Annotated in this window: 22 protein-coding genes; 12 read left to right on the top strand and 10 right to left on the bottom strand. The window is 63.3% G+C overall.

The features are described from left to right. Positions 1-8: 8 nt before the first annotated feature. From AC07XM_RS06480 to bioB, 8 genes are all read right to left on the bottom strand, one after another. Entirely contained in the window at positions 9-1,292 is a 1,284-nt protein-coding gene (locus AC07XM_RS06480; RefSeq protein WP_016484584.1) for a GGDEF domain-containing protein, read from the bottom strand. A gap of 177 nt (positions 1,293-1,469) precedes the next feature. After that, positions 1,470-3,275 (bottom strand): phenylacyl-CoA dehydrogenase, encoded by a 1,806-nt coding sequence (locus AC07XM_RS06475; RefSeq protein ID WP_016484583.1) that lies wholly within the window; start codon positions 3,273-3,275, stop codon positions 1,470-1,472. A 288-nt stretch (positions 3,276-3,563) separates the two neighbouring features. Next, positions 3,564-3,860 (bottom strand): hypothetical protein, encoded by a 297-nt coding sequence (locus AC07XM_RS06470; protein WP_016484582.1) that lies wholly within the window; start codon positions 3,858-3,860, stop codon positions 3,564-3,566. Between the two features lie 192 nt (positions 3,861-4,052). Next, complete coding sequence (gene bioD / locus AC07XM_RS06465; protein WP_016484581.1) at positions 4,053-4,733, bottom strand: dethiobiotin synthase; 681 nt, start codon at positions 4,731-4,733, stop codon at positions 4,053-4,055. A 10-nt stretch (positions 4,734-4,743) separates the two neighbouring features. Continuing rightward, entirely contained in the window at positions 4,744-5,562 is an 819-nt protein-coding gene (gene bioC, locus AC07XM_RS06460; protein ID WP_102688928.1) for a malonyl-ACP O-methyltransferase BioC, read from the bottom strand. Next, positions 5,555-6,286 (bottom strand): alpha/beta fold hydrolase, encoded by a 732-nt coding sequence (locus tag AC07XM_RS06455; protein WP_016484579.1) that lies wholly within the window; start codon positions 6,284-6,286, stop codon positions 5,555-5,557. Before AC07XM_RS06455 ends, bioC begins: the two co-directional genes overlap by 8 nt. Beyond that, entirely contained in the window at positions 6,279-7,451 is a 1,173-nt protein-coding gene (gene bioF / locus AC07XM_RS06450) for an 8-amino-7-oxononanoate synthase (protein ID WP_023047097.1), read from the bottom strand. Before bioF ends, AC07XM_RS06455 begins: the two co-directional genes overlap by 8 nt. A gap of 1 nt (position 7,452) precedes the next feature. After that, positions 7,453-8,511 carry a biotin synthase BioB gene (gene bioB / locus AC07XM_RS06445; RefSeq protein WP_016484577.1) on the bottom strand — a complete coding sequence of 353 codons (1,059 nt, stop codon included), beginning with the start codon at positions 8,509-8,511 and terminating at the stop codon, positions 7,453-7,455. A gap of 89 nt (positions 8,512-8,600) precedes the next feature. On the opposite strand from bioB, the gene AC07XM_RS06440 reads away from it, so the two are divergent. The 4 genes from AC07XM_RS06440 to rarD all read left to right on the top strand — a co-directional run bounded on the left by AC07XM_RS06440 (position 8,601) and on the right by rarD (position 12,247). Next, complete coding sequence (locus AC07XM_RS06440) at positions 8,601-9,332, top strand: ComFC family protein (protein WP_102688927.1); 732 nt, start codon at positions 8,601-8,603, stop codon at positions 9,330-9,332. Positions 9,333-9,391: 59 nt separating this feature from the next. Then, the gene (locus AC07XM_RS06435; RefSeq protein WP_016484575.1) at positions 9,392-10,156 is read left to right on the top strand and encodes a TOBE domain-containing protein; all 765 of its coding nucleotides are present in this window, start codon (positions 9,392-9,394) and stop codon (positions 10,154-10,156) included. A gap of 164 nt (positions 10,157-10,320) precedes the next feature. Further along, a complete protein-coding gene (locus AC07XM_RS06430) occupies positions 10,321-11,295 on the top strand; it encodes a serine/threonine protein kinase (protein ID WP_070086413.1) in 975 nt (324 codons plus the stop codon). Between the two features lie 64 nt (positions 11,296-11,359). Next, positions 11,360-12,247 carry an EamA family transporter RarD gene (rarD, locus tag AC07XM_RS06425; protein WP_016484573.1) on the top strand — a complete coding sequence of 296 codons (888 nt, stop codon included), beginning with the start codon at positions 11,360-11,362 and terminating at the stop codon, positions 12,245-12,247. Positions 12,248-12,496: 249 nt separating this feature from the next. Here the strand turns inward: rarD and AC07XM_RS06420 are convergent, their stop codons facing one another. Beyond that, positions 12,497-13,015 (bottom strand): glycine cleavage system transcriptional repressor, encoded by a 519-nt coding sequence (locus AC07XM_RS06420; RefSeq protein WP_102688926.1) that lies wholly within the window; start codon positions 13,013-13,015, stop codon positions 12,497-12,499. Between the two features lie 449 nt (positions 13,016-13,464). Between AC07XM_RS06420 and AC07XM_RS06415 the strand changes: the two genes are divergently transcribed. Beyond that, a complete protein-coding gene (locus AC07XM_RS06415; protein WP_016484571.1) occupies positions 13,465-15,642 on the top strand; it encodes a malate synthase G in 2,178 nt (725 codons plus the stop codon). 120 nt (positions 15,643-15,762) lie between these two features. Here AC07XM_RS06415 and AC07XM_RS06410 read toward each other — a convergent pair whose 3' ends face one another. Next, positions 15,763-16,302, bottom strand: coding sequence for a response regulator (locus AC07XM_RS06410; RefSeq protein ID WP_060517998.1), 540 nt, complete (start codon positions 16,300-16,302; stop codon positions 15,763-15,765). A 116-nt stretch (positions 16,303-16,418) separates the two neighbouring features. On the opposite strand from AC07XM_RS06410, the gene AC07XM_RS06405 reads away from it, so the two are divergent. The 7 genes from AC07XM_RS06405 (at position 16,419) to AC07XM_RS06375 (ending at position 24,701) form a co-directional block, all read left to right on the top strand. After that, positions 16,419-18,356 carry a DUF294 nucleotidyltransferase-like domain-containing protein gene (locus AC07XM_RS06405; protein WP_070086414.1) on the top strand — a complete coding sequence of 646 codons (1,938 nt, stop codon included), beginning with the start codon at positions 16,419-16,421 and terminating at the stop codon, positions 18,354-18,356. After that, positions 18,353-19,063, top strand: a complete 711-nt coding sequence (locus AC07XM_RS06400) for a 3'-5' exonuclease (RefSeq protein WP_102688925.1) — start codon at positions 18,353-18,355, stop codon at positions 19,061-19,063. The genes AC07XM_RS06405 and AC07XM_RS06400 overlap by 4 nt, the downstream gene beginning before the upstream one ends. A gap of 235 nt (positions 19,064-19,298) precedes the next feature. Then, entirely contained in the window at positions 19,299-19,817 is a 519-nt protein-coding gene (locus AC07XM_RS06395) for an RNA polymerase sigma factor (protein WP_016484567.1), read from the top strand. Continuing rightward, positions 19,814-20,770 (top strand): FecR domain-containing protein, encoded by a 957-nt coding sequence (locus tag AC07XM_RS06390; RefSeq protein ID WP_016484566.1) that lies wholly within the window; start codon positions 19,814-19,816, stop codon positions 20,768-20,770. Before AC07XM_RS06395 ends, AC07XM_RS06390 begins: the two co-directional genes overlap by 4 nt. 148 nt (positions 20,771-20,918) lie before the next feature. Then, entirely contained in the window at positions 20,919-23,351 is a 2,433-nt protein-coding gene (locus tag AC07XM_RS06385; RefSeq protein WP_102688924.1) for a TonB-dependent siderophore receptor, read from the top strand. A gap of 55 nt (positions 23,352-23,406) precedes the next feature. Continuing rightward, on the top strand, positions 23,407-24,519 hold the full coding sequence (locus tag AC07XM_RS06380) for a PepSY-associated TM helix domain-containing protein (protein ID WP_016484564.1): 1,113 nt from the start codon (positions 23,407-23,409) through the stop codon (positions 24,517-24,519). Then, a complete protein-coding gene (locus AC07XM_RS06375; RefSeq protein WP_102688923.1) occupies positions 24,516-24,701 on the top strand; it encodes a hypothetical protein in 186 nt (61 codons plus the stop codon). Before AC07XM_RS06380 ends, AC07XM_RS06375 begins: the two co-directional genes overlap by 4 nt. The last annotated feature ends 6 nt before the right edge of the window (positions 24,702-24,707 follow it).

The raw sequence follows: 24,707 nt of genomic DNA, 5'->3' as shown, positions 1-24,707 counted from the left end.
TTCTACGGTCACGCCGTACGCACCGCCCCACGCTGCGATTGCTGCCCATGCACCATGACACAATTGCGCCCCGCGCCTTTAGCGCTGTACAGCGCCTGGTCAGCAGATTTCAGCACCGCTTCGGGGTTACGGTGGTCAACCTGGCGCTCGGCCACACCGATGCTGATGGTGACCGACACCGTCCCGCCGCTGCTGCCCGCCCGCCGCTGGCGCCCGCTGGTATCGTCCTGTGGACGGCTGTTCTGGTCGCGCAGGTGCATCACATAGTTGGCGATCACCTCGCGCACGGCCTCCACGTGGGGCACGCATTCCTCGGCCGTCTTGCCGGCGAACACCAAGGCGAACTCCTCACCGCCATAGCGATACGCGCGGCCACCGCCGGTCACCTTGGACAAGCGGCTGGCAACCAGGCGCAACACCTGGTCACCCACATCATGCCCGTGGGTGTCGTTGAATTTCTTGAAGTGGTCCACATCGGTCATGGCGATTACGTAGTTGCGCCCCAGGCGCTGCATGCGCTCGTTCAGCGCACGGCGCCCCGGCAGGCCGGTCAGTTCGTCACGGAAGGCCATCTGGTAGGCCTCGTGCGCAACCGCTGCGGCGATCATCAACATCACCTGGCTGCACATGATGTTCAGGGTGAACGGCAAGATGAAGGTCTGCGGCAGCATCCAGAAAATACCCAGCAACCCGGTTATCAACGCGGCGTGCAACGGCCGCGGTGCGCGCAGGTATTGCACCACCAGCAGGAGGAAAACGCCGATGAACAACGGGTAGACCATCTGGATCAGACTCATCCACTGGCCATGCAAGGTGGGCCAGCGGATTTCCGCCAGCCAGGTCAGCAATGCTTCAGGGTAGCTTTGTTCAAGGGCTACCGCCACGCTGCCCACTGCAAACAGCACGGCGCCGCGAGCGACCATGTCCTGTAGCAGGTGGGTACGTTCTTGCCAGGCGCCGTATAACCCGAACAGAGCGGGCAGCAGCAGGCACACCAGGTGGAAGATCACGGCCGCGTCCTCGCGCACGCGGCCATGGTCACGGTAGAAGTCGGTCTGGGTGTCGAGCAGGTAGTAGGCGATGTACACCGTGAGCATCATGAACAACTCACGCTGGCGACGGTAAACCGCGCAGTAGGCACCGCCCAGCAACAGGACCAAGGTGGGCAGGACGTTGAACAGCGATGTGAAAAAGACACTGAGGTCTCTCACATAGGCTGCGGCGAGCCCTGCCAGCAACAGGAACAGCGAAGGCAGGAAGTGGCTTGCGCGAACAGCGTTAAGACGAAACAAGGGTAATCTCCAACCCGGCAGATCAATAGTGGCATTGTGCCCTCACTTCATCGGCAGCGCACATGAACAGTTGAATTTCGTTTCAGATGCCATCCGGTGCAGGAACGCGCTGAACCTGAAAAATAAAAAAACCCGCCTGCCGGTGAGGGCAGGCGGGTTTTCGCTACAGCGGATAGATCAGTACGACAGGCCGAAGTGCTCTTCGTCCATCGCCATCAGGTTGTTGGCACCCGACAGCATGGTCGCCACATGCGTACGGGTACGCGGCAGGATACGTTGGAAGTAGAAGCGCGCAGTCTGCAGCTTGGCAGTGTAGAAGGCCTCTTCGCTGGTGCCGGCTGCCAGCTTCTCGGCTGCCAGGCGGGCGATGTCGGCCCAGAAGTAGGCCAGGCAAGCGTAGCCGGAGTACATCAGGTAGTCGACCGAGGCCGCGCCCACTTCCTCGCGGTCCTTCATGGCGGCCATGCCCACTTTCATGGTCAGCTCGCCCCACTCCTTGTTGATGGCCGCCAGCGGTTCGACAAACTCCTTGACCGCTTCATTGCCTTCCTGCGCCTGGCAGAACTTGTGCACGATCTTGGTGAAGCCCTTCAGCGCCTCGCCTTGGGTCATCAGCACTTTACGGCCGAGCAGGTCGAGGGCCTGGATGCCAGTGGTGCCTTCGTACAGCATCGAGATACGGCTATCGCGTACGTTCTGCTCCATGCCCCACTCGGCAATGAAGCCGTGGCCGCCATAGATCTGCACGCCGTGGTTGGCCGCTTCGAAACCGACTTCGGTCATGAACGCCTTGGCGATCGGCGTCAGGAACGCCAGCAGGGCATCGGCCTTCTTGCGCTCCTCTTCGTCCTGGCTGTACTTGACGATATCCACCTGCTTGGCGGTGAAGTACACCATCGCGCGGTTGCCTTCGGCAAAGGCCTTCATGGTCAGCAGCATGCGGCGCACGTCAGGGTGCACGATGATCGGGTCAGCGGCCTTGTCCGGGGCTTTCGGGCCAGTCAGGGAGCGCATCTGCAGGCGCTCGCGGGCGTACTTCAGGCCACCCTGGAACGCCACTTCGGCGTGGGCCAGGCCTTGCAGCGCGGTACCCAGGCGAGCCGTGTTCATGAAGGTGAACATGCAGTTCAGGCCCTTGTTGGCCGGGCCGATCAGGTAGCCGGTTGCAGCATCGAAGTTCATCACGCAGGTCGCGTTACCGTGGATGCCCATCTTGTGCTCGATGGAGCCGCAGCTCACGCCGTTGCGCTCGCCCACACCGCCTTCGGCGTCAGGCAGGAACTTCGGCACGATGAACAGCGAAATACCTTTGGTACCGGCCGGTGCATCCGGCAGGCGGGCCAGGACGATATGGACGATATTGCCGGCCATGTCGTGCTCACCGGCCGAAATGAAAATCTTGGTGCCCGACACTTTGTAGCTGCCGTCGGCCTGTGGCTCGGCCTTGGTGCGCAGCATGCCCAGGTCGGTACCGCAGTGCGGCTCGGTCAGGCACATGGTGCCGGTCCATTCGCCGGACACCAGCTTGGTCAGGTAGGTGTGCTGCTGCTCGGCAGTGCCGTGCGCAGAAATGGTGTTCATCGCACCGTGCGACAGGCCAGGGTACATGCCCCACGACCAGTTCGAACCGCCAACCATTTCGCTCAAGGCCAGGCCCAGCGACTCCGGCAGGCCTTGGCCGCCATGCTCGATGTCATGCGCCAGGCTCGGCCAGCCGCCTTCGACGAACTGCTCGTAGGCTTCTTTGAAGCCGGTCGGGGTTTTAACACCCGATTCGCTCCAGGTGCAGCCTTCCTGGTCACCCACACGGTTCAGCGGGGACAGCACCTGCTCACAGAACTTCGCACCTTCCTCAAGGATCGCGTCGACCATGTCAGGCGTGGCGTCCTGGCAGCCCGGCAGGCTCTGATAGTGCGCCTCATAGCCAAGCAGTTCGTCGCGAACGAAGCGGATATCACGCAAGGGGGCTTTGTAATCAGGCATTGCGATGAACCTCTGGGTCAGTTCTGTGGGGGTGACCAGCTCTTGGCGGCCGTCTATCAAACAGTTGTTTGAAACTTACGTTTAGCTCCGCCTTCTGTCAAGGTTGGACTATGGTGCCATTTACGCCACGAAAAATGGCGTTTACGCCACACCCAGAAAAACCGCCGCCTCTGTGGGAGCGGGCGTGCCCGCGAAAAGGGCCCGGCCAGACATTAAAGAAGCCTGACCTGACGCATTCGCGGGCACGCCCGCTCCCACAGGGGCTGTGTTTAATTGAAGGGGGATCTGTCAGGCGTAGGTGTCGATGATCCGGCCAAGCATTTCGTCGGATGCCTTGACCACCTTTGCGCCAAGTTCGACTTCGGTTTTGCCTACGGCCATTTGCACCACGCTGGTGGCCATGTCCATCTGCTGGCTGCGGTCGACCGAACGCAGGCGTTCGGCCTGAAAATCGCTGGACTGGCTGGTGGCGGTACGTTCGGCGGTGGTGTTGGCGATCTGGCCGGCGGCCTGATCGACGCGGTTCTGGCCGGTCTGGATAGCGCTCAGGCCCGCGTAATAAGCGGAGCTACCGGTGATTTCCATGTCAGGACTCCATTGACGCTGGATGACGAACAGGCCTAATTAAAACAGGCTGGGCGCGAAAAGGCCCGTTTAAAAGCATAATGGCCTGGTGCCAGTTGATAGGCCTTGGGTATTCCTGCACCGGCCCTATCGCCGGCAAGCCAGCTTCTACAAGAGCGGTTTCCCCCGCGAAGGGGCCGGGCGTGGAAACGGCTAATCCAGCAGATCCAGCTGAAGGTGTTCAGCCACCATATCGGCACTGGCTTGCTTCAATTTGGGCACCCGCCCAAGGCAAGGCGCCGGCAAGCGCTCCGCCAGGCTCGCCAGATTCTCTTCAAGTCGCGAAGTACGGGGCTCGATGATGTTGGCCACCCACCCGGCCAGTTGCAGCCCGTCACGCTCGATGGCCTCGGCGCTGAGCAAGGCATGGCTGATGCAACCCAAGCGCACCCCAACCACAAGAATCACCGGCAACTGCAGGGCAACGGCAAGGTCGGAAAGATTCTCCAGGCCCGACAGTGGCACGCGCCAGCCACCGGCCCCTTCGACCAAGGTGAAATCGGCATTTTGTTGCAGCACATTGCGCATTGCCGCCAGCAGCTCCGGAACAGCCAACGTAACCCCCGCCTCACGCGCCGCCACATGCGGGGCAATCGCAGGCTCGAAGGCAAACGGGTTGACCTGCTCATAGGGCAACTTGATCGTGCTTTCGTCGATCAACGCCTGGGCATCGCTGTTGCGCAAGCCTTTCGCTGTCATCGTGCAGCCGGAGGCCACCGGCTTGGCACCCAGAGTACTCATGCCCTGCAAGCGCGCCGCATGCAAAAGCCCGGCGGCGATGGTGGTCTTGCCGACATCGGTGTCGGTACCGGCAATGAAATAGGCCTGGCTCATCTCGCTCCCCTTACGCCTGTGGCTTGCGCAACACACCATAGACCACCTGATAGGTGGCTGGCAGCCCCTCGAGCTGGCGAAATGCCTCATAGGCCTGCAACAGGCCCTGCATGCGGGCGCGGCCGGTGAGGCCTGAGGGGCGACCCGGGTTGAGGTTGTGTGCGCCCAGCGCCTTCAGTTCATGGGTCAGGCTGCGTACATCCGGGTAGTGCAGCACATGCGGGCAGCGCTGTAGCCCAAGTTGTTCAAAGCCACTGTCGGCACACAGGCGCTGGTAATCTTCAAACCGGCGGAAGCGGTTTACATGCACCAGGCCGTCCACCGCCTGCCAGCTGGCACGCAATTCGCCCAATGTCCCCACGCACAGGCTGCTGAAGGCCATTACGCCTCCCGGGCGCAGTACCCGCAACGCCTCGGCCAGCACACTGGCGAACTGGTCGCACCACTGCACGGCCAGGCTGGAGAACACAAGGTCGACACTGGCATCTCGCAGCGGCAAACGCTCGGCGTCACCGGCCACGTAGTAGCGCGCCCCACCCTGTTCATGCCGGGCGTGGCGCAGCATGCCTTCGGCGATGTCCACTGCCACACCGCTGGCCTGTGCGAAACGCTCGGCCAGCTTTCGGCTGAAATGGCCAGTGCCACTGCCCAGGTCCAGCCAGTGCGACGGCTGCATGCCTGCTGGCAACTGCTGCAGCAGGTTCAAACCGACAGCGCGCTGCAAGGCTGCCACGCTATCGTAGCTGGCCGCAGCGCGGGAGAACGAAGCCGCCACCTGGCGTTTGTCGGGCAATGCGCCGGGCAGGGTCGGACGGGAAAGGTCAGTCATCGCCACTCTCATGCAGGAAACTCTTGATGCCCGCCGCCAACTCCTGTGGGTACTCCAGCAGGAACGCGTGGGAACTGTCTTCGACCAGGCCCACTTCCACATCAGGCAGCAGCTCGCTCAACGCCGTCGCTGCCTCTGCCGGCACCAATGCATCGCTGCCTGCGAACAGGTGCAATTGCGGGCCGCCATAGGCCTGCAGTGCTTCGCGGGTGTCCAGCTTGGCCAGCACCTCAAGGCCGGTGCCCAGGTACAGCGGGTCGGTGTCCGGCACACCAACTCCCAGTTGGCGTAGCAACGTGCGCGGCTGCAGGGCGCCATCACTGCATAAGGTACGGAAGCGTTTGAGGGTCACCTGTGTATGGCTGCGGCAGCCATCGAGGAAGGTGCCGAAGGTGTCTTCGGGCATGCCATGGGGCCAGTCTGGCCGGGCGACGAAACTGGGGTTGCTGGCCAGGGTCAGCAGGCCACAGCAGTAATCGCCGCGCTGTTTCGCCAGCGCGCTGGCCAGCATGCCACCGAGCGACCAGCCGCCCAGCCAGACATTGCTGGGCAGCTTGCGGTCCAGGTGATCCACCCAACCCTGCACATCGCTGTGGTCCAATTCCGGCAGTGGCATCAGCTCTACCTGCAGGCGGGTATCCTGGGCGCGCAGGCTGGCCGCCAGCGGCTCCAGTGAAGCAGTACCCAGCCCCCAGCCGGGCAGCAGTACAAGACGATTACGCATCGGCGTTCTCCAGTTGTGGATAACACTCGGCCAATGCATTCAACAATAGCTGCACCTGCGCCTCGCTGTGCGCGGCGCTCAGGGTTACCCGCAGGCGTGCGCTGCCGGCCGGTACGGTGGGCGGGCGGATGGCGGTCACCAGCAAGCCGCGCTCGCGCAACATACGCGACAGGCGCAGGGCCTGTGCGCTGTCGCCAATCATGATCGGCTGGATCGGCGTCGGGCTGTGCATCAACGCCAGCCCGATCTGCTGCGCACCTTCGCGGAACTGGCGAATCAACGCTGTCAGGTGCTCGCGACGCCAGGTTTCACGGCGCAGCAGCTCCAGGCTCTTGAGCGTGGCGCAGGCCAGCGCAGGTGGCTGGCTGGTGGTGTAGATGTAGGGGCGGGCGAACTGCACCAGTGTCTCGATCAACGCTTCGCTGCCGGCAACAAAAGCGCCCGCCGTACCGCAAGCCTTGCCCAGCGTACCGATCAGCACCGGCACATCTTCCAGGCCCAGGCCGAAGTGCTCGACGATGCCGCCGCCCTGTGCGCCGAGGGTGCCCAGGCCATGGGCATCGTCGACCATCAGCCAGGCACCGCGGGCGCGTGCGACCTTGGCCAGCGCCGGCAGGTCGGCCACGTCGCCGTCCATGCTGAACACGCCATCGGTCACAACCAGCGTATTGCCAACGGCCTTCTCCAGGCGGCTGGCCAGGCTGGCCGGGTCGTTGTGAAGGTAGCGGTTGAAGCGTGCACCGCTGAGCAGCCCGCCATCCAGCAGCGAGGCGTGGTTCAGGCGGTCTTGCAACACCGTATCGCCCTGCCCCACCAGCGCGGTGATGGCGCCCAGGTTGGCCATGTAGCCCGTGGAGAACAACAACGCACGCGGGCGCCCAGTCAGTTCGGCCAGCGCCTCTTCAACCTGGTGGTGCGGCGTACTGTGGCCCACCACCAAATGCGAGGCCCCTCCCCCCACACCCCAGCGCTCGGCGCCGGCCTGCCAGGCGGCGATCACCTCAGGGTGGTTGGCCAGGCCCAGGTAGTCATTGCTGCAGAAGGCCAGCAGCCGCTGGCCGTCGACCACCACTTCGGGCCCTTGCGGGCTCTCCAGCAGCGGCCGCTGCCGATACAGGTCTGCGGCGCGCCGTTCGGCCAGGCGCGCCGCCAGGTCGAAGGCCATATCAGGCCGATGCAGCGTTGTAGAACATCTCGCTGCTGCGCTGTTCGACCAACGCCTGCTCGATGGCCGCCTGATGCACTTCGTCGGCATGCTCCTCACGCGCTTCTGGCTTGATGCCCAGGCGTGCGAACAATTGCATGTCTTTGTCGGCCTGAGGGTTGGCAGTGGTCAGCAGTTTTTCGCCGTAGAAGATCGAGTTGGCGCCAGCCATGAACGCCAAGGCCTGCATTTGCTCGTTCATCTGCTCGCGGCCGGCGGACAGGCGCACATGCGACTTGGGCATCAGCAGGCGGGCGACGGCCAGCATGCGAATAAAGTCGAACGGGTCGACGTCCTCTTCTTCGGCCAGCGGCGTGCCGGCAACCTTGACCAGCATGTTGATCGGCACCGACTCCGGGTGCTCGGGCAGGTTGGCCAGCTGAATCAGCAGGCCGGCGCGGTCGTCCAGCGACTCGCCCATGCCCAGGATGCCGCCAGAGCAGATCTTCATCCCCGCATCGCGCACATAAGCCAGGGTCTGCAGGCGCTCGCTATAGGTGCGGGTGGTGATGATGCTGCCGTAGAACTCCGGTGAGGTGTCGAGGTTGTGGTTGTAGTAGTCCAGGCCGGCCTGGGCCAGGGCCCGAGTCTGCTCCTCGTCGAGCTTGCCCAAGGTCATGCAGGTTTCCAGGCCCATGGCCTTCACGCCTTTGACCATTTCCAGCACGTAGGGCATGTCTTTGGCCGACGGGTGCTTCCACGCCGCGCCCATGCAGAAGCGGGTAGAACCGATGGCTTTGGCGCGGGCAGCCTCTTCCAGCACCTTCTGCACTTCCATCAGCTTCTGTTTTTCCAGCCCGGTGTTGTAGTGGCCGGACTGTGGACAATATTTGCAATCTTCCGGGCAGGCGCCGGTCTTGATCGACAGCAGGGTCGACACCTGCACCCGGTTAGGGTCGAAATGCGCGCGGTGCACGGTTTGCGCCTGGAACAGCAAGTCATTGAACGGTTGCTGGAACAGCGCCTTGACCTCGGCCAGGGACCAGTCGTGACGTGTTGTTGCAGTTGTGCTGGCGCTCATCGGCGTTTCCTTGTTTAGGCTGAAGCTGGCGCCGGGACAGGAAAGCCCACAAGCGCATCACGGATAGCTCGCATAGTTACGGAAGGCCCATGAACTGTCAACCACACTGGAAAAGACTGGTTTACAAGTGCTCACTTATTAATCAATCGTGTTTATTGTGCGATGAGCCTGCCGAGCAGCACTACCCGTTGTGCATCGCCTGCGAGCAGGAACTGCCATGGCTGGGTGACCACTGCCTGCGTTGTGCCTTGCCCTTGCCCATGGCCGGCCTGACCTGCGCCCAGTGTTCCCAGCGCTTGCCGGCCTTCGATAAGGTCGTTGCGCTGTGGCATTTCGGTTTTCCGGTGGACACGTTGGTCAGCCGCTTCAAGCACAACCGTCAGTGGCCTCTGGGCCGGCTGATGGCTGAATTGTTGGGGCATGGGCTAATGCATCGCTTTGCCGAAGGGCTGCCCCGTCCTGACCTGCTGTTGCCTGTACCCCTGGCCAAGCGTCGACTGCGCGAGCGTGGGTTCAACCAGGCAGGAATGCTTGGGCGGTGGCTGGGGTCGCAATTGGGGGTAAATTGCAATGAGCGAATACTGGCGCGCACGCGCGAGACACCGGCACAGCAACGTCTGGACGCCAAGGCACGGCGGCACAATTTGCGTCAGGCGTTTGCTGTAACCCGTGAACTGGAAGGCAAGCATGTCGCCATCGTCGATGATGTATTGACCACCGGTGCCACTGCCCAAGCTATTGCCCAGGCACTACGCAGGGCAGGCGCGCGGCGGGTGGATGTGTATTGCCTGGCACGTACGCCCAAGCCGGGGTATATCTGACCAGGCGCGGATCGCCGCTCCTGCACACTATCCATTCTGACTATAACGACCGAACGCCCATGCCCCTACCCACGCTTCTCACCCAGCACATCGCCCGCCGCCCCCAGCGCATCGCACTGCTGCAGCACATTGCCGAGCAAGGCTCGATCACCCGCGCAGCGAAGGCAGCGGGTATCAGCTACAAGGCTGCCTGGGATGCCATCGACGAGCTCAACAACCTGGCCAGCCAGCCGTTGGTCGAGCGCAGCACCGGTGGCCGTGGCGGTGGTGGTGCGCGCTTGTCGCCGGAAGGCGAGCGGGTGCTGCGCTTGTATCAACGGCTGCAGACACTGCAGGCGCAAATGCTTGAAGCCGCCGAAGAATCCAGCGACCTCGACCTGCTCGGGCGCCTGATGCTGCGCACCAGTGCGCGTAACCAGCTGCAGGGCCAGGTCAGCGGCCTGCGTCGTGAAGGCCGATATGATCGCGTCAGCCTGGCATTAGGCGGCGGGCTGGAGATTGATGCGCTGATCACCCACGACAGCACCGCGCGGCTGGAGCTGACACTGGGGACGATGGTGGTGGCGCTGCTCAAGGCGGGATGGGTACGGTTGCTGGCGGAGGGGGAAGCCCCCGAAGCGGGCAGCAACTGCTTGAACGCAACGGTGGAAGAGGTGCTGGCAGAGGATGACGGGCCCAGTGAGCTCCGGCTGGCGTTGGGCAATGGGCAGACATTGTGTGCCATTGCCGAGGCGCACTGGTTGGCTGGGCAGCCGGTGGCGGCGGGCAGTGCGGTGCAGGTGCAGTTTCATCCGTCCTATGTGTTGATCGGGGTTCCTGCATAGCCTGGCCGCGCTTCAGCGCGGTTCGCGGGTAAACCCGCTCCCACAGGGAACGCGCCGCCTGAGACATGTGCACAAAACCTGTGAGAGCGGCTTTAGCCGCGAAGAGGCCGGTACAGGCATAACGCGTTACCATGGCCCCACGCTGCTTACCCTCCGGAGTCACCATGTCCCACCCCTTCGACACCCTCACCCCCGACCTGGTCCTGGACGCAGTGGAAAGTATCGGCTTTCTCAGCGACGCCCGGGTGCTGGCACTGAACAGCTACGAGAACCGCGTCTATCAGGTGGGCATTGAAGACGCTCAGCCGCTGATCGCCAAGTTCTATCGCCCAGGCCGCTGGACCGATGCGGCGATCCTCGAAGAACACAGCTTCACCGCCGAACTCGCCGACTGCGAGGTGCCTGTGGTTGCGCCGATGCAGCACGACGGCCGCACCTTGTTCGAGCACCAGGGCTTCCGTTTCACTCTGTTCCCGCGCCGCGGCGGCCACGCTCCGGAGCCCGGCAACCTCGACCAGCTCTACCGCCTTGGCCAGTTGCTCGGCCGCCTGCATGCCGTAGGCGCCACCAAACCATTCGAGCACCGTGAGGCCCTGGCTGTGGAGAACTTCGGCCACGCCTCGCTGAACACCCTGCTGGACGGTGGTTTTGTCCCGCGCGAACTGTTGCCGGCCTTCGAGTCCGTAGCACGCGACGTGCTCAAGCGTGTCGAGGACATCTACGCCCGCACACCGCACCAGCTCATCCGCCTGCACGGCGACCTGCACCCCGGCAACCTGATGCACCGAGACGAGGTGTACCACGTGGTCGACCTTGACGACTGCCGCATGGGCCCGGCAGTGCAAGATTTGTGGATGATGCTGGCGGGCAACCGCGAGGAGCGCCTGGGGCAACTGGCCGAACTGATCGACGGTTACAACGAGTTCCACGATTTCGATCCGCGCGAACTGGCCCTGATCGAGCCGTTGCGTGCCCTGCGCCAGCTGCACTATAGCGCCTGGCTGGCGCGGCGCTGGGACGACCCGGCATTCCCGCCCAGCTTCCCCTGGTTTGGCCAGCCACGCTACTGGGGCGACCAGATTCTTGCGCTGCGCGAGCAGATGGCTGCGCTGGATGAGCCACCCCTGAAATTGTTCTAGAGGTAGGGACGTCTCTGTCTACAATAGGGGTCGCTATATTTAGCTACCTAAGCAAGGATTCTGCATGCACGCCGCAAACCCGCGTCGCGGGTACATATTGGGCCTGAGCGCCTACATCATCTGGGGCCTGTTCCCCATTTACTTCAAGGCAATCCAGAACGTCCCGGCAGTGGAGATCATTGTCCACCGGGTGCTCTGGTCGGCACTGTTCGGCTCGCTGCTGCTACTGGTGTGGAAACACCCCGGCTGGTGGCGCGAACTGCGTGACAACCCGCGCCGGCTGGGCATTCTGGCGCTGAGCGGTGCACTGATCGCCGGCAACTGGCTGACCTATGTGTGGTCGGTAAACAACGGCCGCATGCTCGAGGCCAGCCTGGGTTACTACATCAACCCGCTGATCAACGTGTTGCTGGGCATGCTGATACTTGGCGAGCGCCTGCGCCGCCTGCAATGGCTGGCGGTGGGCATGGCCGCCCTAGGCGTAGCCCAGCAGGTGTGGCAGGTAGGCAGCCTGCCTTGGGTGTCGCTGGTGCTGGCGTTGAGCTTCGGCTTCTACGGGCTGATTCGCAAACAGGCGCCAGTGGCGGCATTGCCGGGCCTGGTGGTGGAAACCTGGATGCTGGTGCCGCTGGCCCTTGGCTGGCTGCTGCTGCACCCGGCGGCGATGAGTGCCCAAGGGGCGTTTTACACCAGCAGCGAAGCCTTGTGGTTGATGGCTGCCGGGCCGGTAACGCTGATACCGCTGGTGTGCTTCAACGCTGCGGCGAGGCACCTGCCGTATACCACCTTGGGCTTCCTGCAGTACCTGGCGCCCACCTTGGTGCTGTTGCAGGCCGTCCTGCTGTTCGATGAACATTTGTCGTCGAGCACCTTAGTGGCGTTCATGTTCATCTGGGCGGGTCTGGCGATTTACAGCGTTGATGCGTGGATGAGTTTGCGCAAGCGAAGCTGATCATTAAATGATCAAAACCATGCAGGCCACGTGTTTCGTGGCCTGCAGCGACATCTCCAAAGGTTATCCACACCCTCGTCCCCGTGCTTTGTGCACAAGCGGCTGGAACTTGGACGTTTTTTGATCAAAACCGTGCAAGGCACAGGGTACCTGGGCTGGAGCGCTACACCCCCAGGTTATCCACAGGGCCTTCCCCGTGATATCGGGATAACCGCGAGGGGCTGCAATGCAGCCCCCGGCAATGTCGGATCAATCCTCCGCCCGCAACTTCAACTCCACCATCAAATCATCCGCCAGGCTCTCCAGCTTCTGCTGCAGTTCATCCAGCGAAAGGGTCAACGGCAGCGCCAGCAAGGCATCTGCATGAAACAGTGGTTCGCTGCTCATCGGTGCCGGCCGTACCTCAGTGGTAAACCGCTCAAGGTTCACGCCCAGATCCGCCAGCAACCGGGTAATGTCGCGCACGATCCCCGACCGGTCATTCCCCACCAGCTCCATGGCAATCGGCTTCCAGGTGCACGACGGTTCAATACCGCTCTCGGCAATCAGCACCCGAATGTCATACCTCGCCAACCCCTGCAACGACGCCACCAGTTCAGCATAATTCTCTGCCGGCACCGCCACCCGCAAGATGCCGGCAAACTGCCCGGCCATGCGCGACATGCGGCTTTCCAGCCAGTTGCCACTGTGGTCGGCGATGCACTGGGCAATGCGTTCGACCTGGCCGGCCTTGTCAGGGGCGATAACAGTCAGTACAAGATGATCCACAAGCCCTTCCTCGTGTCGGACCGCGCCCGGCGGCAGTAAATCGGGGCATCGACTCAGTATAGGCAAGGCGCGGCAACCTGCCGCAGGGCGGCCAGCACAACGAATCGTGTACTGTTTCAAGATTTATCTGGAACAATCCACCTGTTTTTTGCGAACATACCCACTCCCAGCGTGACCATACGCGACCAACGGGTCGCATAACGGCGCTTTTAGTCTGATTTTGCCCCGCCTACTGCTTCATGTAGTATCCCGTGGCGCGGACTACAAAACGTCGTTTGGATGTCTGCCAAGGCGCCTGTGAAAATACGCACACTGCCTGCCGGCCTGTCTGGCAAGCCGCACCCAGCCGCGCCCGGTACAACCCGGGGGCACGCACTGGTGCCGTGTTTAGAGAAGCGCTACAGGCTTAATACAGAAGAGCGAAATAGCTGAGCAGAGTGAGGCAAGCAATGACTGGATACGTTCAAGTCGGTGGCCTTCAGGTCGCCAAGGTCCTGTACGACTTCGTGAACAACGAAGCCATCCCCGGGACCGGCATCGTCGCCGAGCAGTTCTGGGCGGGTGCAGAGAAGATCATCAATGACCTCGCTCCAAAGAACAAAGCCCTGCTCGCCAAGCGCGACGAGCTGCAAGCCAAGATCGACGCCTACCATCAGGCACGCAAAGGCCAGGCCCACGACGCCGTCGCCTACAAAGCATTCCTCCAGGAAATCGGCTACCTGCTGCCACAAGCCGACGATTTCCAGGCCACCACCCAGAACGTGGACGAAGAAATCGCCCACATGGCCGGTCCGCAGCTGGTTGTTCCGGTGATGAACGCCCGTTTCGCCCTGAACGCCGCCAACGCCCGCTGGGGTTCGCTGTATGACGCCCTGTACGGCACCGACGCCATCAGCGATGAAGGCGGCGCCGAAAAAGGCCAGGGTTACAACAAGGCCCGTGGCGACAAGGTCATCGCCTTCGCCCGCGCCTTCCTCGACGAAGCCGCGCCACTGGCTGCCGGCTCGCACGTCGACTCCACCGGCTACCGCATCGAAGGCGGCAAGCTGATTGTTGCCCTCAAAGGCGGCAGCAACACCGGCCTGCGTGACGATGCCCAGCTCATCGGCTTCCACGGTGATGCTGCTGCACCGACCGCCGTGCTGCTCAAGCACAACGGCCTGCACTTCGAGATCCAGGTTGATGCCAGCACTCCGGTTGGCAGCACCGACGCCGCTGGCGTCAAAGACATCCTGATGGAGTCGGCGCTGACCACCATCATGGACTGCGAAGACTCGGTTGCCGCCGTCGACGCCGACGACAAGGTCATCGTCTACCGCAACTGGCTGGGTCTGATGAAAGGCGATCTGGCCGAAACCGTGACCAAGGGTGGTAAAACCTTCACCCGCACCATGAACCCGGACCGCGAGTACGCCGCGCCCAACGGCGGCAGCGTGACCCTGCATGGCCGTTCGCTGCTGTTCGTGCGCAACGTTGGCCACCTGATGACCAACCCGGCGATCCTCGACGCCCAAGGCAACGAGATCCCCGAAGGCATCCAGGACGGCCTGTTCACCAACCTGATCGCCCTGCACAACCTCAACGGCAACACCAGCCGCAAGAACACCCGCAGCGGCAGCGTGTACATCGTCAAGCCGAAGATGCACGGCCCGGAAGAAGTCGCCTTCGCCGCGGAAATTTTCAGTCAGGTCGAAGACCTGCTGGGCATGCCGCGCAACACCGTCAAGGTTGGCATCATGGACGAGGAGCGCCGTACCACGGTCAACCTCAAGTCCTGCATCAAGGCAGCCGCCGAGCGCGTGGCGTTCATCAACACCGGTTTCCTTGACCGCACAGGCGACGAAATCCACACCTCGATGGAAGCCGGCGCCGTGGTGCGCAAGGGCGCCATGAAAAACGAGAAGTGGATCGGCGCCTACGAGAACAACAACGTCGACGTGGGCCTGGCCACCGGCCTGCAAGGGCGTGCGCAAATCGGCAAGGGCATGTGGGCCATGCCCGATCTGATGGCCGCCATGCTCGAGCAGAAGATCGCTCACCCGCTGGCCGGTGCCAACACCGCCTGGGTACCGTCGCCGACGGCCGCTACCCTGCACGCCCTGCACTACCACAAGGTGGACGTCCAGGCGCGTCAGCGTGAACTGGCCTCGCGCACCCCGGCATCGGTGGACGACATCCTGGCCATCCCGCTGGCCGCCGACACCAACTGGTCGGACGAAGAAATCCGCAACGAGCTGGACAACAACGCCCAGGGCATCCTCGGCTACGTGGTGCGCTGGATCGACCAGGGTGTGGGTTGTTCGAAGGTGCCAGACATCAACAACGTCGGCCTCATGGAAGACCGTGCCACCCTGCGTATTTCTGCCCAACTGCTGGCCAACTGGCTGCGCCATGGCGTGGTCAGCCAGGAGCAGGTGCTGGAAAGCCTCAAGCGCATGGCCGTGGTGGTCGACCAGCAGAACGCCGGTGACGCACTGTACCGCCCGATGGCGCCGAACTTCGACGACAACATCGCGTTCCAGGCGGCTGTAGAGCTGGTGGTGGAAGGTGGCAAACAGCCGAACGGCTATACCGAGCCGGTGCTGCACCGCCGTCGCCGCGAGTTCAAGGCGCGTAACGGGTTGTAAACCGCAAGGGGCCGCTTTGCGGCCCATTCGCGGCACAAGGCCGCTCCTACAGGGGAACGCATAACCCTTGTAGGAGCGGCCTTGTGCCGCGAATGGGCTGCAAAGCAGCCCCTTTGTGCATCACTCGATCTTCAGTTCTTTCTTCACCAGTTCCAGCAGCTTGCCCAGGTCGACCGGCTTGAGCAGGAAATCCACCACCCCCAGGTGCATCACGTCCACCGCCTCTTTCACATCGGTGTCGCCCGACACCACGATGATCGACAACGCTGCGCGCTCCGACTCGCGAATCTGCCGGATCAGGTCCAGACCGTCCTCTGGCTGCATGCGCAAATCGGTGATCATCAAAGCAATCCGTTGCTGGTAATGCAGGTACAACCTGGCTTCTTCTGCCCCGTCCGCCCCCACCGCATCGATGCCCCGGCTTTTCAGGTACACGATCAGCGCCTCGCGGTTAACCGCGTTGTCATCCACCACCAGCACCAACGGCCTGGGTGCCACAGGCGCACTCACCACGGCCAATGCCTCACGCTCGGCGTCGCTCAAGATGTCGGTGTGCTCAGGCATGCTCATCTCGTCAAAAAAATTCCGCTTCAGCCTTAGGACCACATTACTCGCGTAACCCGTTTCGCCTTTCGTCGGGTCTTTGACAGGGGCCTTCATAGACTTACGTCCAATGGGCACCACCCCGCCGCAAGCCGACCATGGAGGCAGAAAACAACAGGGCCGGCACCTATATATAGATATATATAGTTCGGCATAGCGATACGGTCAGTTTCATGAGCAAAAAGGACGCCTACAGCCAGGCGGGCAGGACAGCAGTACTGCAGAACATTCAGGGCACCCTGCAGTTCCTGCAGCGCTTTCCGCCGTTCAACCAGATGGAGCACAGCCACCTGGCCTACCTGGTCGAGCAGTGCCAGCTGCGCTTCTATGCCTGCGGCGAGAGCATCGTCAAGCCTGCCGACGGGCCGATCGAGCACTTCTACATCGTCAAGCAGGGCCGCGTGGTTGGCGAGCGCCAGCACCTGGTCAAGCCTGGCGTGGAAACCACCTTCGAAATCACCAGTGGCGAGTGCTTCCCGCTGGCGGCCCTGCTGGGCGAGCGGGCCACCCGCACCGAGCACCTGGCCGGTGAAGATACCTTCTGCCTGCAGTTGAACAAGGCCGCGTTCATCCGCGTGTTCTCGATGTCTGAAGTGTTTCGGGATTTTGCCCTGCGCGGAGTCAGCAGCCTGCTCGACCAGGTCAACCAGCAGGTGCGACAGCGTGCCGTGGAAACCCTCGGCACCCAGTACTCGCTGAACACGCCATTGGGTGAACTGGCCATGCGTCATCCGGTGGTGTGCAGTGGCGACATGTCTTTGCGCGAAGCCGTGCGGCTGATGCACGAGCAGCAGGTCGGCAGCATCGTGGTGGTCGACCCGCAGCGCTACCCCACCGGCATTTTCACCCTGCGCGACCTGCGCCAGGTGGTGGCCTCGGCGGATGCCGACCTGGGCGCCCCCATCGAGCGGCACATGACAGTCAAACCCTTCTACCTCAGCCCTCAGGCCAGCGCTTTCGACGCGGCCATGGCCATGACCGAGCGGCATATCGCCCATGTGTGCCTGGTGGAAAACCGGCGCCTGTGCGGTGTGGTTTCCGAGCGTGACCTGTTCTCGCTGCAACGGGTCGACCTGGTGCACCTGGCGCGCACCATCCGCCATGCGCCGCGGCTGGACACCCTGGTCTCGCTGCGTGGGGAAATCAGCCAACTGGTCGAGCGCATGCTCGCCCACGGCGCATCGTCCACGCAGATCACCCAGATAATCACCCTGCTGAACGACCACACCGTGTGCCGGGTGATCGAGCTGGCGCTGGCCGAGCGCGGCGACCCGGGCGTGCCGTTCAGCTGGTTGTGCTTTGGCAGCGAGGGGCGCCGCGAGCAGACCCTGCACACCGACCAGGACAACGGCATCCTCTTCGAAGCGCTAGACCGTACCGAAGCCGACGCCATCCGTGCCCGCCTGCTGCCGCTCGCGCAATACATCAACCAGTGCCTGGCCCAGTGCGGCTTTACCCTGTGCAAGGGCAACGTCATGGCGGGCAACCCTGACTTGTGCCTGTCGCGCAGCGAGTGGGCACGGCGCTTTGCCGGCTTTGTGCGCGAGGCCAGCCCGGAGAACCTGCTGGGTTCGAGCATCTACTTCGACCTGCGGGTGGTGTGGGGCGATGAGCAAGGTTGCGAGCAACTGCGCCAGGGCCTGCTGGAGCAGGTGGCCGACAACCGCATCTTCCAGCGCATGCTGGCCGACAATGCCCTGCGCCAGCGCCCACCGGTGGGCCGCCTGCGCGAATTCGTGCTGACCCGACAGGGCAACGACAAGGCCGCCACCCTCGACCTCAAGGTCCAGGGGCTGACACCCTTCGTCGACGGCGCCCGTCTACTGGCGTTGGCCAATGGCGTCGGTGCTTGCAATACCCTGGAACGGCTGCGCCAGCTGGTAGCCAAGGGCGTGATCGAGCCACTGGACGGCGCGGCCTATGAAGAGGCTTACCATTTCATTCAGCAAACCCGCATGCAGCAGCACCAACGCCAGGCGCGCGACAACCTGCCCTACTCCAACCGGCTCGACCCGGACAGCCTCAACCACCTGGACCGGCGCATCCTGCGCGAGTCCCTGCGCCAGGCCCAGCGCCTGCAAAGCAGCCTGGCCTTGCGGTACCAGTTATGAGCCTGTTCGCGTGGCTGCGCCCCAGCACGCCCGAGCTGGACCACAGCACACGCCAGCGCCTGGCCCGGTTACCCAAGCCCACGCCGCTGGGGGTGTGTACCCTGCGCGAACAGCGCTGGGTAGTGCTGGACCTGGAAACCAGCGGGCTCAACCCCAACCGGGACCAGGTGCTGTCGATTGGAGCAGTGGCCATCGAAGATGGCGCCATCGATTTTGCCCAGCAGTTCGAACGTACCCTGCACCGGCCTTTGCAGAAGACCAACGCCAGCGTGCTGATCCACGGCCTGGGCCCGAGCGCCCTGGCCGCCGGTTGCGACCCGGCCGAGGCCTTGCTCGATTTGCTCGACTTCATTGGCGACAGCCCGGTGCTGGCGTTTCATGCGCCATTCGACCAGCGCATGCTGGCCCGTGCGCTGAAAGAGAGCCTTGGGTATCGCTTGCAGTCACCGTTCCTCGACGTTGCCGAACTGGCGCCGATGCTCAACCCCGACACAGTGTTGCGCGAGGCCGGGCTGGATGACTGGGTGGCGCGGTTTGGTTTGCAGGTGGAGGAACGCCACCATGCCAGTGCCGATGCCCAGGTGACCGCAGAGCTGGCGCTGATCCTGTTCAGCCAGGCCCGGCGCCAGCAACTGGACAGCCCGTTGCAGCTGGAGCAGCGGTTGCGTGGGTGGCGCAGGCGTAACGTGCAGAGTCACGGCCTTTAGCTTTGTATTGGCCTTGCTGGCCTCTTCGCGGGCACACCCGCTCCCACAGGGATCTCACAGCCTTGAATACTGTGGAGTACCTGTGGGAGCGGGTTTACCCGCGAAGAGGCCGGCACAGGCAACACATCCCTAGTGGTGGCAATCCGATAAGCGTCCATTGCACCCACCCCCTCCCCTCTGCAACAATCGCGAATAATTATCGTTAGTTAATGCATTCGTTCCGGGGGGACGCTGCTTGTCTTCTGCACAGAGCCCACACGCCGATCTGGTCGGTGCGCTGTACCGCGACCACCGCGGCTGGCTGCTCGCCTGGCTGCAACGCAGCATGGCCTGTCGCCAACGTGCCGAAGACCTGAGCCAGGACACCTTCGTGCGCCTGCTCGGCCGTGACCAGCTGGATACGCCCCGCGAACCCCGCGCCTTTCTGGCCGCCGTGGCCAAGGGGCTGATGTTCGACCATTTCCGCCGCGCCGCACTGGAACAGGCCTACCTCGCCGAGCTGGCACTGATCCCGGAAGCCGAACACCCCTCACCGGAAGCGCTGCACCTTATCCTTGAAGACCTCAAAGCCATCGACCGCCTGCTCGGCAAGCTGTCGAGCAAGGCCCGCGCAGCGTTCCTGCACAACCGCCTGGACGGCATGGGCCATGCCGAAATCGCAGAGCGCCTGGGCGTTTCAGTATCACGGGTGCGCCAGTACATCGCCCAAGGCATGCGCCAGTGCTATGTGGCCCTGTACGGGGAGCCGACGTGAGCAATGCACCGGTTTCGTCCCAGGTCCTGGAAGACGCCATCGCCTGGAAACTCAGCCTCGGCGACGCCAGCGGCACGCCGGATGAGCGCAACGCGTTCATGCGCTGGCATGCCGCCAGCGAAGAACACGCACGTGCCTGGCGTCAGCTCGGGGCCATGGACCAACGCGTCAGCGCTGCGGCCGGCCCGGCACGCCAGGCTTTGCTGCAATCGCGCGCCGGCCTGCGTCGACGCATCGGTAAAGTTGGCAGCGGGCTGGCCAGCATGGTCCTGCTCGGTTCGTTGCTGGCCTGGGTCGGCGCACCGTCACTGGCCCCCAGCTACTGGCTGGCCGACCAGCGCACGGCCACGGGTGAGCTGCGGACCTTGCGCCTGGAAGACGGCACACTGCTGAGCCTGAACACCCACACCGCGGTAGACATCGACTACGCAGGCGAGCAGCGGGTCATCGTGCTGCATCAGGGCGAAATCTCGGTCGAAACCGGCCACCAAGACCCCCGCCCGCTGCTGGTACGCACCGACGACGGTCGCCTGCGTCCCCTTGGCACGCGTTTCCTGGTGCGCCGCGAAGCCGGCGGTACACGCCTGGAAGTGCTGCAAGCCTCGGTCGCCGCCATGCCGCATAACAGCGGCGACGAACAAGTGCTGCGTGAAGGCCAGCAAGTGCTGATGAACGCCAACGGCCTCGGCCAGGTCGGCGCAGTACCGGTCGGGGCCGATGCCTGGACCCGTGGCATGCTGGTGGTGGACAACGTGCGCCTGGGCGAACTGCTGGCCGCGCTGGGCAAATACCGCAGCGGCTACCTCGGGGTAGACGAGCAAGTCGCAGACCTGCGCGTGACTGGCAGCTTCCCGCTGACCGACACCAACCTGGCGCTGGAGTCGCTGGTGCCGGCCTTGCCGGTAAAGATCGAGCGGCATACCCAGTGGTGGGTGAACGTCGTTCCCAAGTAAACCTTCACTGCCCTGTTCGCGGGCTTGCACGCGAACAGGCCACTACACACTCCAAATAATTCTCAATATTTTTCAGATTCGCCCTGTCACTTTTCAGATCTCGCTCGGCAAGGAAGCAGCAAGCACTTACCCGTCGAGGAACCGCCGCATGTCCCGTGCCGTTGATCGTATCCTGCGCCCCAGCCTCATGGCCCTGGCCATCGGCTTGGCTGCCCCGCTGTCCAGCCCTGCCTTGTTCGCCGCCGAGCCATCCACTGCGCGCGCCTACAACCTGCCCAGCGCGCCGCTAGCCACCACCCTCAACCAGATCGTCAGCCAGGCGGGCATCGCCTTGGCCATCGACCCGGCACTGGTCAGCGGCCGCACTTCGGCCGCGGTGAGCGGCCAGTACGACGGCCTTGGCGCCCTGCAAGCCGCCCTGCGCGGTACCGGCCTGCAACTGCAACAGAGCACCGTGGGCAGCTACAGCCTGGTGGCGGTGCCGGATGGCAGCCTGGCGCTACCAGAAACCACCGTGAACGCCGCCAGCGTTTCTGAAAGTGCCTGGGGGCCGGTAGAGGGTTACCTGGCCAAACGCACCGCCGCTGGCACCAAAACCGACACCGCACTGGTGGAAGCCCCCCGCTCCATCTCCATTGCCACCCGCGAGCAGATGAAAGACCGTGGCGTGCACAGCCTGGATGACGCCGTGCGCTACATGCCGGGCATCGTGTCGGCCAGTTTCGGTAGCGACACGCGGTATGACTGGATGCGCGTGCGCGGCTTCGAGCCCACCCAGTTCCTCGATGGCCTGCCGCTGCCACGCGGCGTGTACGCCAACCCCAAAGCCGAAACCTGGAACCTCGACCGCCTCGCCCTGCTGCGTGGCCCGGCCTCCTCGATCTATGGCCAAACCCCGCCCGGCGGCCTGCTCGACATGGTCAGCCGCCGCCCGCAGGCCGAAAGCGCCCATGAGATCGAGCTGCAATATGGCAGCGACAACCATCGTCAGATCAACTTCGCCAGCACTGGCAAGATCGACGACGACGGCCGCTTTCTGTACGGCGTCAGCGGCGTGATCCGTGACAGCGGCACACAAATCGACCATATCGACAACAAGCGCTACAACATCGCGCCAAGCCTGACCTGGAACATCGACGAAGACACGACGTTGACCTTGTTGACCCAGTTCACCCGCGACGATACCGGCGCCACCAGCCAGTTCCGGCCCATCCAGGGCACCAAGATCAACATGCCGTTCGGCAAGATCTCGCACCACAAGAACCTGGGTGACCCGGATTACGAGTTCTACGACCGCACTTACTACGCGCTGGGCTACGCCTTCGAACACCGCATCAACGATGTATGGCAGTTCCGCCAGAACCTGCGCTACACCAAGTCGGACCTGTCGTTCCAGACCATCACCCCTGGCAGTTACTATTCGCCGGGCGGCCCGGTGCAAGACGACGGCACAGTCAGCCGCATGTCGACCAATACCGATGAAGACATCAGCCAGTTCGCGGTGGACAACAACTTCCAGGCCGACTTCGCCACCGGTGACATTACCCACACCCTGCTGATCGGCCTGGACCACCAGCGCGTCAATACCAACTACCTGTCGATCTTCGGCTTCAACGTGCCGGACAGCAACGTCAACAACCCGGTCTACGGGCTGCCGATCACCCGCCCGGATCGCTCGACCGCGTTTTATGACTACAACCAGAAAACCCGTCAGACCGGCCTGTATGTGCAGGACCAGATGGCACTCGGCAACTGGCGCCTGACGCTGGGCGGTCGCGAGGACTGGGTGCATACCGGCACCAAGTTCTTCAACCAGGACGATGCCACCAGTACCCAGCGGGACAAGAAGTTCAGCGGCAACGCAGCCATCAGCTATGTGTTCGACTCGGGCTTCGTGCCGTACCTGTCGTATGCCGAGTCGTTCCAGCCCTCCAGCAATGCCAGTGTGTCGGCAACGAACCCGCTCAAACCCACCGAGGGCAAACAGTGGGAGCTGGGCGTGAAGTACCAGCCGCCAGGCTCCAACACCCTGCTGTCGGCAGCCGTGTATGACCTGACCCAGAAAAACGTCGCGGTCACCGACACCGTTGGTGGGGTGACCATCACCAGCCAGACCGGCGAAGTGAAAGTCCGCGGCCTTGAGCTGGAAGCGGTTTCCGATGTGACCGAAAACCTGAAGGTGATTGCCGCCTACACCCTGGCCAAGTCCGAGGTGCAGGACGGCGATTTCAAAGGCAACCGCCTGCAGCTGATGCCGAACCAGCAGGCGTCCATCTGGGGCGACTACACCTGGCACTCGGGCGTGCTCGACGGCTTCGGCATCGGCCTGGGCGCGCGTTACACCGGCAACACCTACGGTGACCAGGCCAATACCTACCTGGGCAAAGCCAAGGCCTACACCGTATTCGACGCGTCGGTGCATTACGACCTGGGTCGCCTGAACAGCAGCCTGCAAGGCGCCTCGGTGGCGGTCAATGCCACCAACCTGCTGAACAAGGATTACCTCTCTACTTGCGACGGGTACTACTGCTACTACGGCGATGAGCGCAGCGTTGTCGCCAGCGCCACTTACAAGTTCTGAATGAGCGGGGGCCGCCTTGCGGCCCCAGGTTCCAACAGACAAAATCGGTACCGTGATGAAAAGCCCCACCATCCGCCGCTGGTCCGTGGTCCACACCTGGAGCAGCCTGGTCTGTACCCTGTTCCTGCTACTGCTGGCACTCACCGGCCTGCCGCTGATCTTCCACCACGAACTCGAACACCTGCTCGGCGACGCCCCCGAGCTGCGCGAAATGCCAGCAGGCACCCCGCACCTCGACCTGCAGCAGCTTGTAGTGAAAGCCGAACAGCATCGCCCCGGCGAGGTCATGCAGTACTTCGGCTACGACGAAGACGAACCCAACGGCGTGGTCGCCATCACCGCCGCCACTGCGGGCACCGACCCCAACCTGTCGCACACCTTCATGCTCGACGCCCGTACCGGCGAGGCAGTGGCCATGCCGGCCGCCAATGGTGGTTTCATGATGGTCATGCTGCGCCTGCACGTGGACATGTTCGCCGGCCTGCCCGGCAAGCTGCTGCTGGCCTTCATGGGCATACTGTTCATCGTCGCGATCGTCTCCGGCACCGTGCTGTATGCGCCGTTCATGCGCCGCCTGGCGTTCGGCACCGTGCGCCACGAAAAATCCCGCCGCCTGCGCTGGCTCGACCTGCACAACCTGCTCGGCGTGGTTACGCTGGCGTGGGCGTTGACAGTGGGCGTGACCGGTGTGATCAGTGCCCTGTCCGACCTGGTCATCGCCGCCTGGCGCAACGACAGCCTGGCAACCATGGTCGCACCGTATCGCAATGCCCCGCCGCTCACCGACCGCGCGCCAGCCACACGCCTGCTGCAGATTGCCGAACAGGCCGCCCCTGGCATGCGCCCGGACTTCATTGCCTTCCCCGGCACGCGCTTTTCCAGCGAGCACCACTACGCGGTGTTCATGAACGGCTCCACCCATCTGACCTCGCACCTGTTCACGCCGGTGCTGATCGACGCCCGTACCCTGGCAGTGACTGCCGTAGGCGATCGCCCTTGGTACATGGACGCCATGGGCCTGTCGCAGCCGCTGCATTTTGGCGACTACGGCGGGCGGCCGATGCAAATACTGTGGGCGGTCCTGGATGTGCTCACCCTCATCGTGCTCGGCAGCGGCCTCTACTTGTGGTGGGGCAAGCAGCGCAAACCCAGGGAGGCGCGGACATGAGCCACCAGTCGCAATCCACTGTGCGCCTTTTCGCCTGGCCAGCGGTGATTGCCCTGCTGGGCTTCGTGGGCCTGTTCGCCGCGCTGCTGGGGGACGGTGGTTGGGACGTGCTGGCCTGGGCCGGCCTGGGCCTTCCAGCCCTGCTGAGCCTGCGCGGGCTGTTCTGGCGTCGGCGGCGCTAGCCCGCT

It is taken from the genome of Pseudomonas sp. GW460-LB5 (assembly GCF_059423245.1).
This window is presented reverse-complemented; position numbering and strand designations above follow the sequence as displayed.

What these genes read in the sequence shown, in the direction of transcription:
- AC07XM_RS06475 (WP_016484583.1), bottom strand. Translation starts at nt 3,275, where the DNA reads ATGCCTGATTACAAAGCCCCCTTGCGTGATATCCGCTTCGTTCGCGAC.
- AC07XM_RS06470 (WP_016484582.1), bottom strand. Translation starts at nt 3,860, where the DNA reads ATGGAAATCACCGGTAGCTCCGCTTATTACGCGGGCCTGAGCGCTATC.
- bioD (WP_016484581.1), bottom strand. Translation starts at nt 4,733, where the DNA reads ATGAGCCAGGCCTATTTCATTGCCGGTACCGACACCGATGTCGGCAAG.
- bioC (WP_102688928.1), bottom strand. Translation starts at nt 5,562, where the DNA reads ATGACTGACCTTTCCCGTCCGACCCTGCCCGGCGCATTGCCCGACAAA.
- AC07XM_RS06455 (WP_016484579.1), bottom strand. Translation starts at nt 6,286, where the DNA reads ATGCGTAATCGTCTTGTACTGCTGCCCGGCTGGGGGCTGGGTACTGCT.
- bioF (WP_023047097.1), bottom strand. Translation starts at nt 7,451, where the DNA reads ATGGCCTTCGACCTGGCGGCGCGCCTGGCCGAACGGCGCGCCGCAGAC.
- bioB (WP_016484577.1), bottom strand. Translation starts at nt 8,511, where the DNA reads ATGAGCGCCAGCACAACTGCAACAACACGTCACGACTGGTCCCTGGCC.
- AC07XM_RS06440 (WP_102688927.1), top strand. Translation starts at nt 8,601, where the DNA reads ATGAACTGTCAACCACACTGGAAAAGACTGGTTTACAAGTGCTCACTT.
- AC07XM_RS06435 (WP_016484575.1), top strand. Translation starts at nt 9,392, where the DNA reads ATGCCCCTACCCACGCTTCTCACCCAGCACATCGCCCGCCGCCCCCAG.
- AC07XM_RS06430 (WP_070086413.1), top strand. Translation starts at nt 10,321, where the DNA reads ATGTCCCACCCCTTCGACACCCTCACCCCCGACCTGGTCCTGGACGCA.
- rarD (WP_016484573.1), top strand. Translation starts at nt 11,360, where the DNA reads ATGCACGCCGCAAACCCGCGTCGCGGGTACATATTGGGCCTGAGCGCC.
- AC07XM_RS06415 (WP_016484571.1), top strand. Translation starts at nt 13,465, where the DNA reads ATGACTGGATACGTTCAAGTCGGTGGCCTTCAGGTCGCCAAGGTCCTG.
- AC07XM_RS06410 (WP_060517998.1), bottom strand. Translation starts at nt 16,302, where the DNA reads ATGAAGGCCCCTGTCAAAGACCCGACGAAAGGCGAAACGGGTTACGCG.
- AC07XM_RS06405 (WP_070086414.1), top strand. Translation starts at nt 16,419, where the DNA reads ATGAGCAAAAAGGACGCCTACAGCCAGGCGGGCAGGACAGCAGTACTG.
- AC07XM_RS06400 (WP_102688925.1), top strand. Translation starts at nt 18,353, where the DNA reads ATGAGCCTGTTCGCGTGGCTGCGCCCCAGCACGCCCGAGCTGGACCAC.
- AC07XM_RS06385 (WP_102688924.1), top strand. Translation starts at nt 20,919, where the DNA reads ATGTCCCGTGCCGTTGATCGTATCCTGCGCCCCAGCCTCATGGCCCTG.
- AC07XM_RS06380 (WP_016484564.1), top strand. Translation starts at nt 23,407, where the DNA reads ATGAAAAGCCCCACCATCCGCCGCTGGTCCGTGGTCCACACCTGGAGC.
- AC07XM_RS06375 (WP_102688923.1), top strand. Translation starts at nt 24,516, where the DNA reads ATGAGCCACCAGTCGCAATCCACTGTGCGCCTTTTCGCCTGGCCAGCG.